The sequence below is a fragment of the Gammaproteobacteria bacterium genome (genome assembly GCA_028819075.1).
Lineage (GTDB): Bacteria > Gemmatimonadota > Gemmatimonadetes > Longimicrobiales > Gaopeijiaceae > BD2-11.
The window spans coordinates 139655-154620 of the sequence record JAPPMM010000016.1 but is presented as its reverse complement, the minus strand read 5'-3'; the positions used below and the strand labels follow the sequence as shown (position 1 = coordinate 154620).

The 14966-nt window shown below is 64.3% G+C and carries 11 protein-coding genes; 4 read left to right on the top strand and 7 right to left on the bottom strand.

What is annotated here, in order from left to right:
* Positions 1 to 1313 precede the first annotated feature (1313 nt).
* The 3 genes from OXU32_02865 to OXU32_02855 form a co-directional block, all read right to left on the bottom strand.
* Entirely contained in the window at positions 1314 to 2300 is a 987-nt protein-coding gene (locus tag OXU32_02865) for a hypothetical protein (protein MDE0072911.1), read from the bottom strand.
* A 377-nt stretch (positions 2301 to 2677) separates the two neighbouring features.
* On the bottom strand, positions 2678 to 3145 hold the full coding sequence (locus OXU32_02860; GenBank protein MDE0072910.1) for a hypothetical protein: 468 nt from the start codon (positions 3143 to 3145) through the stop codon (positions 2678 to 2680).
* 79 nt (positions 3146 to 3224) lie between these two features.
* Positions 3225 to 5072 (bottom strand): Ig-like domain-containing protein, encoded by a 1848-nt coding sequence (locus OXU32_02855; GenBank protein ID MDE0072909.1) that lies wholly within the window; start codon positions 5070 to 5072, stop codon positions 3225 to 3227.
* A gap of 453 nt (positions 5073 to 5525) precedes the next feature.
* Here OXU32_02855 and OXU32_02850 point away from each other — a divergent pair, with 453 nt between their 5' ends.
* Positions 5526 to 7280: an AAA family ATPase gene (locus OXU32_02850; GenBank protein MDE0072908.1), complete on the top strand. Its 1755-nt coding sequence runs from the start codon at positions 5526 to 5528 to the stop codon at positions 7278 to 7280.
* The gene (locus tag OXU32_02845; protein ID MDE0072907.1) at positions 7277 to 8353 is read left to right on the top strand and encodes a hypothetical protein; all 1077 of its coding nucleotides are present in this window, start codon (positions 7277 to 7279) and stop codon (positions 8351 to 8353) included. The genes OXU32_02850 and OXU32_02845 overlap by 4 nt, the downstream gene beginning before the upstream one ends.
* Before the next feature lie 96 nt (positions 8354 to 8449).
* On the opposite strand, the gene OXU32_02840 is transcribed toward OXU32_02845, so the two are convergent.
* The 3 genes from OXU32_02840 to OXU32_02830 all read right to left on the bottom strand — a co-directional run bounded on the left by OXU32_02840 (position 8450) and on the right by OXU32_02830 (position 11367).
* The gene (locus OXU32_02840) at positions 8450 to 9268 is read right to left on the bottom strand and encodes a hypothetical protein (protein MDE0072906.1); all 819 of its coding nucleotides are present in this window, start codon (positions 9266 to 9268) and stop codon (positions 8450 to 8452) included.
* Positions 9269 to 10163: 895 nt separating this feature from the next.
* Positions 10164 to 10580, bottom strand: a complete 417-nt coding sequence (locus OXU32_02835; protein ID MDE0072905.1) for a hypothetical protein — start codon at positions 10578 to 10580, stop codon at positions 10164 to 10166.
* Positions 10581 to 10782: 202 nt separating this feature from the next.
* Positions 10783 to 11367 carry a hypothetical protein gene (locus tag OXU32_02830; GenBank protein MDE0072904.1) on the bottom strand — a complete coding sequence of 195 codons (585 nt, stop codon included), beginning with the start codon at positions 11365 to 11367 and terminating at the stop codon, positions 10783 to 10785.
* Positions 11368 to 11937: 570 nt separating this feature from the next.
* On the opposite strand from OXU32_02830, the gene OXU32_02825 reads away from it, so the two are divergent.
* Entirely contained in the window at positions 11938 to 12354 is a 417-nt protein-coding gene (locus OXU32_02825) for a hypothetical protein (protein MDE0072903.1), read from the top strand.
* Between the two features lie 357 nt (positions 12355 to 12711).
* Positions 12712 to 12912, top strand: coding sequence for an HNH endonuclease signature motif containing protein (locus OXU32_02820; GenBank protein MDE0072902.1), 201 nt, complete (start codon positions 12712 to 12714; stop codon positions 12910 to 12912).
* Positions 12913 to 12930: 18 nt separating this feature from the next.
* On the opposite strand, the gene OXU32_02815 is transcribed toward OXU32_02820, so the two are convergent.
* Positions 12931 to 14091 (bottom strand): site-specific integrase, encoded by a 1161-nt coding sequence (locus tag OXU32_02815; GenBank protein ID MDE0072901.1) that lies wholly within the window; start codon positions 14089 to 14091, stop codon positions 12931 to 12933.
* Positions 14092 to 14966 lie beyond the last annotated feature (875 nt).

The following is a 14966-nucleotide window of genomic DNA, read 5'->3' as shown; positions in this document are numbered from 1 at the left end:
CCCCCCCCCCCCCCCCCCCCCCCCCCCCCCCCCCCCCCCGCACCGAGACCGACGAGCCCCACCGCGTGACCGTCTCCTCCGACGGGCGCCACCTGGTACGCGACGGCTGGCCCACTGGTACCGTACCCTGTGGAAGTACGAGACCGACGGCGACCGGTTGGTGGGGCGCCTCCAGTTGGACTGACCGGCTGGCCGCTGCCCCCGCCAGTAGTCCGGAATGACTGACAGTCGTTCCCGCGCTACGCGCGCGCGCGCGTAGCGCTCACGCGGGCCTACCACCCCGGTCACGCCACCCTTTTCCTCGCCGTTCCGTTCTGCGAGAACCGACGTGGCACCAGCCTGTCGGGGATGTCCGCGCCGGGCACAGCGAGCATTGTCGCGATCTGATCGGCCAACCTCTCGACCACCGCCGGTGCCGCAAGACAAACAGAGGTCGTTTGGCCAACGGTGATTCCAACCACCATGCAGGTCTCACCGCACATTGTGCGCGCCCCCACCCACATGTCTGATGCCTGACGCTTGGTGTTGGTCTGCTGCTGAGCGTCGCTCCCCAAAGGTCCGTTCCCGCGCATGGTACTACCCTCCTCTACCGTGTCCTTCTCAACCGCTTCCTTGGTCGTGCGAGCCCCGGGGACCCATCGGACGCTTCGGGGCTCTGGCGAAATCGCACATGGCAGCCTCCAGCTTCGCGGGTGATTCTTTACGGTTGCGGGGTAGGTTCTCCTCTTGCGTGGTCTTGGGGGGGTTCGTCTCATACATCCAACGCGCCGAAAAGGGTCCCCCCATAAGGTCGGGCGGACTTGCGCGCCCGACGCGGGCAGTCCAAAGCATTGGTAATTATGCACTTGCCGCAAAGCGCGGGGCGCTCTACGACCTCATTTTTCGGGATCGCGCGGTGCGGCCTGAAGGCGACTTGGACTGAAGCTCACCGAGAGGTGTTGGGGGGTGTGTGGGGAGCCTTCCGCAGTTTGACCAAAAGAGACATTGTCGCGATCGGATACGTGCTCCTAGCGGCATGGCTGATCTCGCGGGGGTTGTTGCTTCTGGTCCGTCTTGGCGGCTCCCCGTGACCCCCTCTAGTTCCCCCATGGCTGAATTAGTCGGCGTACTGAACGAAGCATCGACCGTTGAGGTGCGATGCGTTGAAGGCAAGGTTCACGGTCATCGTCTCCCCTTCCCGGATCGTCATCCCACTGCGCGATCATCCAGGTGGACCCAAGCGGAAGCCCTAAAGCCAGCGCGCCGGGCGGACCTCCGCCGAGACAAGTCTTCCGGAGTTTTCCAAAGACGTGGACAACCTCGGACGCTCGGTTTTACGAATCCCGTAGCCTCTTGGCCATCTGGTCAGTGTAGCGCCGAATCTCCACTCGAGGAAATGGATCTTCCATGAGTGCTACGTAGCCGTGGTCAAAGAATGACGCGATCTCGGGCAGTGTCTCACTGATGAGAGCCCCCATGCCTGACGGTCCATCAACAAGATAGGTTCGCGGCACACGGGCATTGGTAGCCTCCGAGTACCTGAGCGTTTGCACAAGGATGTTGCCTCCTGGCAGCTGGTGAACCCGTGCCGTGTGGTCATGATCCCTTCCGAAATACAACGTGGCTCCAGCGCCGCCGCGCCTGCCCGGCCGCTGCCGTATCCCCAGCTGGAGGTAGTCTGCGATTTCGGATTCCCAGATAAGCTCTCCAGAGCCACGATCATATGCGCGGACCACTGGAATGAGACCGAAAGCAAACACCAGCACGCCCGTGTCGTGCAGTGAGGGACAAGCGATGGGTCCGGACGAGAGGTCCCACCTAAGGGCCGCCGCATCGGCACGATAGCCCATGCCAAGACTCTGCGTTGTCCCGCCAGGAACTGACACCCCGTGGATGTTGGGATAGGCCGAAACCTGCTCGTCGTCAGATTCGGAGCCGGGGCCGGAAATGAACAACGCCGCACCGTCAGTCGTACAGGCATCGTGCGCGTCGGGCGTTGGCAAGCGAAGGAATCGGAGGAATTCCCACTGGTCCCCGTCGCGTGCAAACAGGCGAAGGCGCGATCGGTCGAGGACGGCTACAACGCCGCCTCCCAGCAAGACGAAGCCGGTCGCAAAGCGAAACTCTGTCGGACCATCGCCCAAACCTCCGAACTCGTCGATGTAGGTTCCGTCTGAGGCGAACCTGCTGAGCCGTTGCAATTGATCGTCGAAGATGAACAGGTCACCGTCGGATGAGACCTGGGCGTGGGAGATGTGACCGAAGAGAGCATGGCCCGCATCGTTGTCACCGACGCTTGTGACGGTCGTGGCTTGGAGCATCAAGTCCCGATCACGGCGCCAACTCGCCAGCACAGTTGCGGAAAGCCGTTCCGGAATCGGGTCTCCGCTGATCACAGAAGCGGATGGACTCGGAGCGTTTTCGGCGGTTGGATGCCATATGATGTTAGGACTGCGCTCACAGGCAGACGTCAGCGCACCACAGTAGAGTGCGAGCGCAACGACGCGCGTCCGCGTCGACGCTCGTAGACCCATCCACCACGGAGCCCAGCAACGGGAGGTTTCCGGCAGCCCCACCAAGCCGTCAAGTCTTCGCATCGCTCGTCTCGTCATCGGTATGATCACCCTTCCCAAGGGCTGGAGCCTCCAAGATCCACCCAGACCAGGTCGTGATCGTCGTGATCCGCATCCCCGACTTGTCACCCTCGCTGCCGGACCAGAATGATGTTCAGCGTCATCGGATTCGGCTCAATCCGCGCGCCAATCGTCTGGCCGTCCGGACCCGTGCCCCGTGCCTCCCCGAACTCGATCACCAGGGTTCCCGAGATCCGGTTGGCCAGAAACGTCCCTCGCAGGCGTGAGTCCGCAGGCATTGGTGTGTCGAGTCCTGCATCCAGCTCGAGGGAGGCGTCCAGCGCGACCTGTGCGCCGGCCAGGTTGCCCTCGGCCGTACCATCTCCTTCGAGCGAACCGGGCGCGACCAGAGACATGGTGCCGCGGACGCTGCCGCCAGCCTCCGACAGCTCGTAGCGATAGGTCACGGCCCCAAGGGTGGCACTCCAGGTGCCCGTCAGGCCGTTGGGCTCCGGGTCAGTGGTCGCCGGATCGCCGCCGGCACAGGCGACGAAGGCCAGCAGCGACACGAGCGGAGGCGTCGTCCTGTACATGATTCTCTCCTCAGCCGGGCAAGCGCGCCTCGGTTACCCGCCCCGGGGTCGCAGGCAGACCACCGCCCCCAATGGCTCGCTACTTAGGATCCGCCCCCGGATAGCCGTAGTATAGCAATCCGTCGCGACAGGGGTGAATCGACCTGTTGTTCGACCCCGGGCCATCGTTCCAGTCGGCTTTGTGTAGCGTTCTGGCAACAATAGGGTGCGACATGTCACCAACCCATCCGGGATCGAGGATGGATAGCGTCAGCTCCGTTACCACCATGTCCTTTGAGCCGCCGAACCTCATCACATCGTTGAACACGCCGATGCAGGCCCCCCAGTGAATTCGCAGGCCGTCCACAGGCACCTTCGGCGTTGCTTCCGGAAAGTCCACGCCTCCCATGCGGTCGAAGGTGTTCACGGCGACCGCATCTGTCACGTAAGCGAACGGACGCTCTCCTGCGGCGGGTGCGTGTGTCGTGTCAGGTACCGCGAGGCTGGCCCACCACCGCTGTCCCGTACCGACCCCAAGGAGGTGGCCGATTTCGTGCATGGCCGTGCTCCACACGATGTCATTCCACGGTTCGGCGCTATTCCCGTGAATGTTCTCGTGCGACGCCCGGCTCAAGTAGAAGACGCCCACGGGCGTTGTGCCGTTTGCCGCGAGGTCGTGCTGGTAGTATGCCCACCCCACCCCAAGGGGTTGTTTGGAGTTTTCGCCAACCCACAGGTGCAGCCCGGGCGGCAGCACGTCACCAGCCTCGAACCTTATGGACGGCGCCCCGCGGAGGGCCTTCGGCGAGGAGAAGGCGTATGAAGTCGTATCCGTCTGCCAGAGGATCTCCGCCCACGTCGCGGCAGCGTTTTCCACTCCCGCCTTCATGTCGGCCGGGAAGCCGTCGAGGTAGTTGACGCGAATCGGATAGCGCGGTGGTAGGTTGAACTCCACCATGATCTCGGCGGAGCCCCAGACGTCGCCAGCTGCCGCCGTGATCGTCGCCGTCCCGCGGCCCATCGCTGTCGCCAGGCCCGCCCCGTCCACCGCTACGACCCGCGCGTCGCTACTCGACCACGTTACGGACACGTCCGCCATCGCGCGCCCGATCTGGTCCACAACTTCCGCCGACAGCTGCACGGTCTGCCCCAACGCCGCAAGCATGACCGTGTCCGGAGTCACGGTTATCGCCGTGGGCACTGCGGCAGCCACCATAAGCTCGGCGCTGCCGGACACGCCCGCCGCCGTTGCGGTAACCATGGCATGGCCCGGAGCCACGCCCGTCACCAGTCCCGAGTCGTCGATCACGGCGACCGTAGTGTCGTACGATGCCCACGCGAACGCCTCGTCGTTCACCGCGTGACCGTTCGCGTCGGCCGCGACGGCTGTCAGCCTCAGCGTGTCCACCTCGACCAACGTGTCCGCCGCAGGGGTCACCTTCACCGAGGCCACTACCTGGGCCACCGTTACCGTCGCCGTCGCAGACACCGCGCCAGCCGTCGCACTCACCGTCGCGGTCCCGTTGCTTCGGGCCGTCAGCAAGCCGGTCGCGGTCACCGCCGACACGTCGGGCGCGTTGCTGGACCACGCGACGGGAGTGCCGGCCGCCACGAGTCCGTTCGCGTCGACGGCCTCGGCCGTCAGCCTTAGTGTGTCCCCCAAGGCCGTCAGCGTCAGGGAATCGCGACCCATCACGACAGCCGCCACCGCCTGCGCCACCGTCACGGTTGCCGAGGCCACCACGCCGCCTGCCGCCGCCGTGATCGTGGCCGTCCCGTTCGCAACCGCTGTCACCACGCCAGCGCCGTCCACCGTCGCCACCGCAGGCGCACCGCTCGCCCACGACACCGCCGCCGAAGGCATGGGCTGGCCGTTCTGGTCCCGCACTGCGGCCATCAGCCGCACGGTTGCTCCCAGCGCTGTCAGGTCCGCCGTCGCTGGCGTCACGGACATGTCGGCAGGACGCGGCGAATCTGGTTCGACTGCTTGGTCCGCGCAGGCCAAGATGAAAAGAAACGCAAAGGCGAAGACCTGGGGGAGCGCAAGACCTTGAGCCGGTCCATTAGGAACCCACCCATGGTCGAGAGGTCCTTGAGGAAGCCGGTCAGCACCCCGAAGTCCCCGGCCGCCGTGAGGGGGTTCTCCATGAGCGCCTTGACCGGGAGCAGGAACAGCAGCAGGCCGCCCGCCGGCCATCTCAAGCCCCGAGCCCGTCTGGCCCGCGCCGCCGTCGCTTCGCTGCTGGTGGACCGCGGCGTTCCAGCCGTTCCTTGAACGCCGAGCCGAGGCCCCCACGCGCCGCTTGGTTGATCACCCGGCTACCATCCCGTTTGGGTCTCCTTTCCCTTATCCTCTCTGGAGACTGTGGACACCCAGACACGCAATCAAGAGAGACCACCGTTGGCCCGATTCAAGGACGCCGAACCGATTCTCGCCGCAGTTGAGCGCTGGAAGCACCGATGCCTTCTCGGCGGGCGGTCCCTATTCACTGACCGCGCTCTCTGGACTCGCTCCAACTTCCAGGAACTCCAATCGGTCTACGTCGAGAACCTCGACGACACGTCGGGGGGGGACTCTTTTGTCGAGAAGCTGGAGCGCCAACTGCAATCCGCCTCGCCCGACGCCAAGTGCCTCTGGGCCGAGATGACATGGGTGTACCGCCTGATCCAGGCTTCAGGGTCCATGGGCTCAAGCAGGAAGCGAGCGACGATCATTCAGGTCTGGGAATGGTCTGGGCGGGAGTTCCCGGAAGACCACGAACTGATGAGCGACGCCGTGCTCGGGGCGGGAGTCGTCAACCCGGGCACCGCCTACAACACGCGTGCATGGGCCGAGTTCCGTTTCTTCGTGGTCGCGATGCTCGATTGGTACTCATTGAAGCAGAATCAGCGCCAAGCCCTCCTCGACGATCCGTGGGGTTTCGCGTCATGGCTCGACGGCACCAAGTATGCCCCGAATCGCATGTTCCGACACGCAATGGTGTTCCTGCTCTTCCCCGACGAGTTCCAGGACGTCCTTTCCACCAAGGGGAAGAGAGAGATTGTCAGCGGCCTGCATCAAGGCGACCGGATCGACACCTCCAACCCAGTCGAGATCGACCGGGCGCTGCTTACGATCCGTCAGCGGCTGGAGGAGGAACGTGGGTGGTTTCGGTTCTACGATCCCCAGATCAAGGCCCTTTGGCAACGCCCATCGGCCCGCAAGGCAAGGAGAAAGGCGACGGAGCCCGCGACGATGGAGGCAAACGATCTAGAGCGGATCCAAGAGGCGACGTACACGGACACGCAAGCCCTGCAAGACCTCTTCATCGATCCCGGCCACTTCACCCGCCTGGTGAAGTCCATCAAGTCCGGCAAGAACCTGATCCTCCAAGGGCCGCCCGGCACCGGGAAGACCTTCATCGCGCGCCGAATCGCATGGTGCATCATCGGCCGCAAGGACAATGGTCCTATCGGAATGGTCCAGTTCCACCAGTCCTACGCCTACGAGGATTTCGTGGAAGGCTTCCGGCCCACCAAGGGGGGAGGCTTCGACCTGAAGCCCGGCGTCTTCCGGCGCTTCTGCGAACGGGCGCGCGCCAACCCGAAAATCCCCTACGTCTTCATCATCGACGAGATCAACCGCGGCAACCTGTCGCGTATCTTCGGCGAACTCCTGATGCTGATCGAGGCCGACAAGCGCAGCGAAGACTACGCCGTCACGCTGCCCTACTCCGACACGCAGTTCCACGTCCCCGGCAACGTCCACCTGCTTGGCATGATGAACACCGCCGACCGCTCGTTGGCCTTGGTCGATTACGCGCTTCGCCGCCGATTCGCCTTCGAGACGCTGGAGCCTGCCTACGGGACGGAGTACGGCCGGGATGCGTTCGAGAAACACCTCGCGGCCAAGGGCGCAGATCCGAGCCTGGCGCGCCGCATCTGCGACCGGATGGCCAAGCTCAACGAGAAGATCGCAAACGACAAGGAACTCGGCCGGGGCTTTCGGATCGGCCACAGCTACTTCGTTCCCGGCGATGGCGACGCGCCCTCGGAGGATTGGTACGGGCACGTCGTAGACACCCAGATCGCTCCGCTCTTACGGGAATACTGGTTCGATGCGGCGGAAGACGTCGAGAGGGATGTGGCGAGACTCACCGGCGACGCCCGACCTTGAAGACCATCCCGATCCTCAACGTCTACTACCTCCTCTGCTACGCCTGGGGACGGGTTCAGGAGCGGGACACCAGACGGCTGGCCGCGCTCGGCGGCCTTTCGACGATCCAGGACCTTCTCGGCAAGGTGCTCGCGGGCGGCGTCAGCCACCTCTTCCGCAGAGGCATCGACCGCGGCTACGTGGAGCGACGCGAGGACCTCGCGGGAATCCGCGGCAAACTGGCGGTCAGCGAGACGGCGAAACGGGCGCTCCGGGCGCGCGGCCGGGCCGCCTGCGACTTCGAGGAGTTGTCCGTTGACACTCCGCCGAACCGCATCCTGCGCACGTCCCTGCATGGGCTGCTGGGGAGGCGGGCCACGCTGCACCGCGATGTCCGTCGCGACGTGCGCTCCGCCTACAGACGGCTCGATGGAGTGTCGCGGACCCGCCTGACGAGGAACGCCTTCGGCCAAGTCCAGCTCGGGGGCAACCGGCGGCTCTACCAGTTCCTCCTCTCAGCGTGCAGGCTCCTGTACGAGAGCTCGGTGGTCGACGAAAAAACAGGGCGCACGACGTTCCGCGACTTTCGGCGGGACGAAGCGACCATGTGGGCGCTCTTCGAGGAGTTCGTCACGGGATTCTACGAGCGGGAGCAGCGTGTGTACGGCGTCAATCCCGGGGGCAGCCGCCGAATCCTTTGGGGGGAAGCCAGCGCCGAGGACGACGCCGACCGGGCTCGAATCCCCGTCATGACGGCCGACGTGATCCTGGAATCGCCCGAGCGCCGGATCATCCTCGACACGAAATACTACCGGGACGCGCTGGCGCGCGGACGCGGTTCCGGCACGGGCAAGCTGCACTCCGGCAACCTTTACCAGTTGCTCGCGTACCTGCGGAACCGCCAAGCGACGAACCCGGGACGGCCCAGGCACGAAGGCATCCTGCTGTACCCCGAGGCCGGCGAGCCGCTGAGAGCCGATATCCGCCTCGAAGGGTTCCGCATCCAAGCCCGGACGGTCAACCTCGATCGGGACTGGCGGCAAATCCACAGAGAAATGCTGGCTACCATCGGGCTATCAAGTCCCGACTCGTAGTACGCTTTACGGGCGACGACCCAGCTTGCATAGGCGGGGGACTCCCCTTGTGACAGGGAATACGCACCTCGGCTGCCCAGCCGTGGCGGTGACCGCCTACCTCGTGGTTTGGGGCGGTCGCGGTTCGCCGTGGCCCTGCACCGACGAGGACGGAGTCGGGCGGAGTCGTGCCGTGCTCACCAATCGGTGGAGTTGGTCGATAGCGTGGCGCTCCGACCTGCCTGCCCCCCACAGGAGCGTCTTGGCTTCTAGGACCTCGAACTCTGTAGGGTTCTCGGGATTGATGAGTGATGCGACGAAGCGCGCGCCGCCAAGGAATCCTTGGAGATTGCGCACGAGGGTGCTGGCACTTGGGCTGGAGAAAACGCTGTTGGCAGTGGCGCTCTTCATTCGACGTAGCTCAATGGCGGAGAGCGCGGCATGTACGTGATCCAGAACCTCTTTGCAGGTTCCCAGCGTCACCTTGCTCAGTGGCCCGGATTCTCCGAGCGCGAGTGCTCGATCATGGTGAGCAATTCGCTTGTTCCTCCAAGCAGTAACCGGCTCTGCGGTTGCGACCGCGTCTTCTCGGTGTCGTTCTACCTCAGCCAGCAACACGGAGTCCACGGGATGCTCCTTGGTCAGGCGTCGCTCGAGGCTCTGGAGCCGAAGTGACCTCCCGTCCTTGTCGGTCAACCGAGCCACATGGAGCAGTAGATCGTTCCAGAATAACCCCTGGACATCAGCGAAGAACGTCGGAGCCACAGCATTGAGAACATCGACTTTCTCCTGAGTTCCGAACAGCTCCAAGAGTTCGTTATGCCTGTCCAGAGCCAAGCACCATTGTTTCCACACCGCATGGTGCTCCCGACCGAAGTTCTCGCCGAGCGCGTCGATGTACTTCTCGAGGACTTCCTTCTCGCTATCCTCGGACATCGGCAGATTCCTCTTCGTTTCCCAGGTTGTTTATGGGCGCACGTAGTGTACCCAGGCCCCCGGCGCCCGACAACCGAAGTGACCCCAAGAAGTTGGACACCTGACCTCTGGGTTGATTGTGCCGTTCAGCCCTCATGGCAGAGGTCCTGGATGATTGCCATCGGCGGCCGGTCTCCGAGGGAGGATTGACGGGATCGGCCTATGCGCTCTCGCCGTCCGTAAGGACGGCCATCGAGAGGTCGGTAAGCTTGTCCGAAACCGATTCGCCTCCCGCCACCTCGGGAGGCACGCGGGAGGGATTCGCGGGCGTCCTCCCGGCTGGCTTGAGCTACGCTACTGCGGTCAAGCAAGCCAGCCCGCAAGCCCGCCAGCCTACGCGATGTAAAAACATTCGTGCTCTGGCGAGGGGTGCTCCGCCCCCCTTTGATCCCCCCGGAAAACCACCGCTCCGGCAGCGTTCGCGGTTAGGGGGTCCGCCCGCCTTCCCTTCCGCCTGGCCGAAGTGTTGCCGGCGGCCACTCGCCGGATCTTCTCCCGCCGACGCCCGATCATCGCCGGTCGAGGCCGTCGGTTTCGCGGACGAGTCTGGGTCGTGACCGGCGACCGCGTGGTCGGCGTTGCCACCGCTTCGGCGCCGGTCCCCCCGGCCTCCGGGACGGACTCCGCCCGTCCCTCCGCCGGGGTCGAGCCTCTTCCCAACCCGGCAAGGCCCGGTCGTCCGCGGCGTGAGACGCGCCCGGGAAGGGTCAGGAATAGCGGTTCCCGCTGCATAATCCAGGGGTACGTCGCCACCCTGCATCCACGACCTGATCGACGGCGGGACCGAGACGGCCGACGAAACCGAGTACGACGCCTACCACGTCATGGGCCTTCCTTCTGTCCAGAAGGAAACCCGTCAGGGTTGGAGCGGCAGGCGGATCTCGACGCTGACCCTTTCAGGCCGATACGGATCCGGTCCGACGCGCAGCTTGGCCCCGGTATCCTCGCCACGGTCTCGCCCGATGGAACCGAGCAACAGACCGACAGGAATCCCGACCAGGGATCCAATCAATGCCAGCTTGGCGCTGGTCTTGACGCTCTCTTTCTCGCGTTCGTCGTTCTCGCACTTACCAGGGGGTGGCGCGACATCCATGTAGTCGGGTCCCCGGTTGCAATGGATCACCCCGACGAGCCCCCCTAGTACAGCGCCGGTTAAGAACCCTTCGATGGCGGCCCTCTCGTACCAATACAACCCGGAGTCTTCCAGAGCCCGTTGGTTTTGCGCGTTGAGCGGAGCTGCGAGCAAGAGCACGAGGAGTACGATACGGAACAATGGAACCTCCTCCGGTCGGTACGGCTGGAGCGTAGCCGGAGGGTAGCGCACAGGCAACGGGCTCCCGAGGGGCACCTAACCCTCCTCGCGCCAGACGCCTTGGCACCACCACCAATGGCAGGGCGGTCGCGCTTCTTTCGGACGCATGGTCCGTTGGCTGGGGTCGCTCATTGGTCGTTCATCAGGAGTTCGATCCGGTTCATCAGGAACGATCGAAGGTGCACTCCCGCTCAGACGCAATCCTGTCCGCATGATCCCGATAGGCTTCGGCGATTTCCGAGAGCTCACGCGCCATTTCCCTGCTCTCGGGCAAGGGTAAGCGATTGAACAGGTGGATATCATCCAAGCGGTCCATGTATCGGACCAACCCCATGATGGAGGCAGGGTCCTTTCGCCCGTACCAATCGGGCTGGGCGGGGTTGTAATAGCCGAAGATGCCAACAGGCCAGCCCGCTGCCGGGCAACCGCGTGCCGCCCAGTAGGTCGCAACAAGGATGGCGATAGGCCCCCTCTCCGCTGCCTGCCGGTAGCGATCCCAGCCAACATTGCGATTTCTGGAGAGCAATGCCTCCGCCGCCTCATCGTGCCATGCCGCCACCGCAAGCTGCCACAGCCGCGCCGCCTCTCTGCTGTTGTTGAACTCTTGACCGTATGCTGTGAGTTGCAGCTCTCGGGCTTGCTGCCCTGGGGTTTGCAATGCCCCCAACGGGCCAGAGCCTATGAGAAAAAGGATGGCGATAGCGATTGCCGTCCATCGGTTGTCGGTCCGGCAGCGATCCATGTTCATCCCTCCGTGATAGCTGCGAAAACGCGGATTATCTTAACGATCCGGGGCGCAGGTTGCACTCCCGCGTTTGCATATGCAAACATGGACACCCACGCGCAAGGAGACCCGAAAACCCGGACGCCAGCCTTAAGAGACGTCCGCCCGGAACCTGCGCGCTTTTTCGCCTGGCTCGTCCTCTTTTTTTGCATCGCGCGTGCAAACACAGCACGGCGTTTGCACCGAGTATTGCAATCTACGCGAAGGCCACCTAGATTCGGTTGCGCGTGGTTTGCGGTTGCCCTATAACACACGGGCAAGGGGTGCGGCACGGATGGGTTCTTCCCAGGAGCGCCACGCCCCACCCCAACGGCTCGGAGGCCGCGATGCCTATATGAGATGACGAGACCTACAGGGGGGAGGGGGGCCTAACGTGGTTGGTAGGCTCCGCTTGGTCAGGACACATCCAAGTAACACAGGGGTTCGATTCCCCCGCGCCCCGGAAGGCGGCAACCTCTCCTTCTGGATCTCAGAAAGCAGTTTGTGAACTGTCGCGGAACGCCGGTCGCGCCAAAACAAGAGGAGGGATACGCCGTGGAAGACTTCGACCAACGCCTCGAACAACTCAGGACCGAGACAAACCAAGCGCAAAGCGTGATTGACCGTTACGATGAAGCGCTGGATGCGTACGAGACCGCAAAAAAGGAGCTTGCCGCTGCCCAAGGATACCTCGAAGCATACATGGTGTTCGACCGCGTTCCTGAGGTCGAGGACGGCACGCGCAGGTCTGCTATCATCTCCATCCTCTTCGACGATTCACAGAAAACGTTCACGAACGCCGAAATCGTCCGCCTCTTGCAAGAGCAGGGAACGTCTGCTTCCGAAGCAACACTCAACTCATCCGTTTCGCGAATTCTCTCCGCGCTTTCCAAGCAGGGAATCGTCATACGTCATGGACCGGGCAAGTGGCAGTTCCACCCGGAGCAACGGTACGGACCACGCTTGCTTTAGGATCTGCCGGAGCATGCGCGCCTGTCGAAGACGCTCAAGCAGCTTGAGCGTCAAGGCGCACGCGGCGGTGGTCGGGCCGAGTGCTGAAGCTGCTGCAGGATTCGCGTCCCTTGAGAGGTGGTGCCCACAGGCCCGCCCCACGGGATCTGACAGGTCCCCGCGTAGCTCTGGGCGGAAGCGCCGTCGGTCGGTCGCTCGGACGCTTCCGCCGGACCTCCATTGCGGTCCAATGGATTCCTTTCAGAAGAGGGATACCAATGGTGATAACCGCTTCTTGGCTATCATCACAACCTATTGTCACCTCTTGATTTAAAAGAATCTTCAGGTCGGACGATTCCACCGCACATCCGGCGGGCGTTGGAGGAACGCGACCGGGGATGCCGCTTTCCCGCGTGTGGCTGCCGGTTCACCGAGGCGCATCACGTGAAGCACTGGGCCGACGGGGGCGAAACCAGCCTCGGGAACACAGTGTTGCTCTGCCGGCGGGCGCGTGCCGTTTCGCATCCTGTTGCGGGGATTGATCTTACGATTTCGGCGGGTCGGATTCCCGCCAACTGACTCCCGCCAATTCGGATCTCAGCCGCGAACCCTGCGGCGGTTGTCCAGCGCCGTCCGAAGCTGTCCCTCGTCGGCCCTCTGGTAGCACTCGAGAACCGTGTGCGGCGTCTTCCAGCCACCGAGTTGGCAGAGCACCTTGAGCGGCTGATCCATGAGATCGGACGCGAACTTGCGCCTCAGCGAGTGCCAACCCCTGCCGCGCTTCGGCTCCAGCCCCGCGCGTGTCTGGCCTCTGTGCCACCAGATGCGCACCCGCTCGGCGCTCACGCACTTGGAAGGACTCCTGGGCGCGGGCAGCACCGGCGCGTCCCCGCTCTCAAGGGTCTTCCTTCGTGCCTCCTCCAAGACGGCGACTGCCTCGGCGGTCACCGGCGTCCGGTGTTCGTAGCCGGTCTTCTCGTGTTCCGCGCGCCACCGCACCATTCCGGCCTCAAGGTCGATGTCCGACCACCGGAGCTGACGGATGGCACCGATCCGGTGTCCCGTCTCGTGCGCCAGCACGAGGGCGACATGGAACCGCCAGTCCACGTCGCGGGACACCTGCAGAAGCGCCTGGTACTCGTCCTCGGAAAGGACCACCCGCGTCGGGTTCTTTTCCGTGGGGGTCTTCAGGCCTCTCAGCGGACTCGCTTCCAAGAGCAAGCGGCCCTGCTCGTCCCTCGATTTCGAGGCCCAGTTGAAGACTGCGACCAGGAGCTTCAGGTCGTATGCGATGGTGCGATTCGACACCGGCGCTCCGCTCAGGCCGACCCGTCCCGCGCGCCGCGCTCGGATGAAGCGGTCCCAGTCGCGTTGCGAAAGCGTTCCGGGTCTTCGGTCCCTGCCGAAAAACCCGAGGAACATCCGCATTGCGGCCCTGTCGTGACGCCGCTTGTTCCCACCCTTGGTGGGCGTCACCTCTTCACCGTAAATGTCAAACAGCCTCTCCAGCGTGAGCGGCTCGGGCTCGGCTTCCGCCTTGCCGTTCAGGTCCGGGCCGACGAAGCCCGCGGCGAACTCGTCCGCCTCTTTCTTCGCCCTCATCCAGTCGCGGTGTTTCAGCGACCGGGTGAGCCTGCTCCCGTTCTCGCGCCACTCGATCTGGAAGATGCCGGTCTTGGGATCGGGGAACACCCTCACCCGGTTCCGGCCCCATTCGCCGGCGCCGTAAGAGCGCCGACTTCGTTTCGTGCGTGCCATCGTTCGATTCCTCTCGATTCGATGGACTGCACGATCTGCGCGAACGAAAGGTCGCGGAGAGCAGTCTTCTCCGCCAGATCGGACGCTCGGGCCGGTGGATCCTCGTCGGCGGCGATGCCTTCCGGCCGTTGTCCCCGAGCTTGCCGATGTTCGAGCTGGAGGCCGTGATTGGACGACGGTTTTCGACGTTCCCGTTGCCGATCCGGAAATGCACATCGACATCGGGGTCGATGTGCACGGGAAGCGCGCTCGGATGTGACACGCCGCCGATGCCGCAAGTTGCTGTTGTGGGTGCGTTTGTGCCGCAGCGGGAGGCGCGGCTGTGCCGTGCCGGCGCGGGTGGCCGTGACCGGAGCGACCCCCCACCGTGGACGCTTGGCGTGCCACGGGGGAGGGTTGGGATGTGCAGGCCATCCCAACCCCCCACGGGAGGTCGCTCCCAGCCAGCAGTCCCGTGCGGGAAGGCCAATGGTGCGTCGCTCCGACGGTTAGATCCGGCCTGAGTGCCGGGGCCGCGATCGGCCACTGCGTCTCGCGCTGAGAACGAGATGTAACCGCCCATCTGGAAGAGCGTCAGAGTGCCGCCGGAGGCCTCCCCGAGGTGGAGGATGAAGCGCGCGCCGTAGCGCCTTCCGAACGTCAGGCTCGCCCCAGCGGTCGGGGAAACGTCTCCGCCGTCGTACTCGATGCCCGCTCGCAGCGTCGGGCGAACGAACCAGCGGTCGTGTCCGAGCCCGAATCCCGACCGGAAATCCGCCGTCTGCCGGTCGTGCCGGGCTTTGCGCAGGGGGTCCCCGCGGTTTGCGGGGTTTCGGAGGAGCGAGGTGGAGGATGAAGCGCGCGCCGTAGCGCCTTCCGAACGTCAGGCTCGCCCC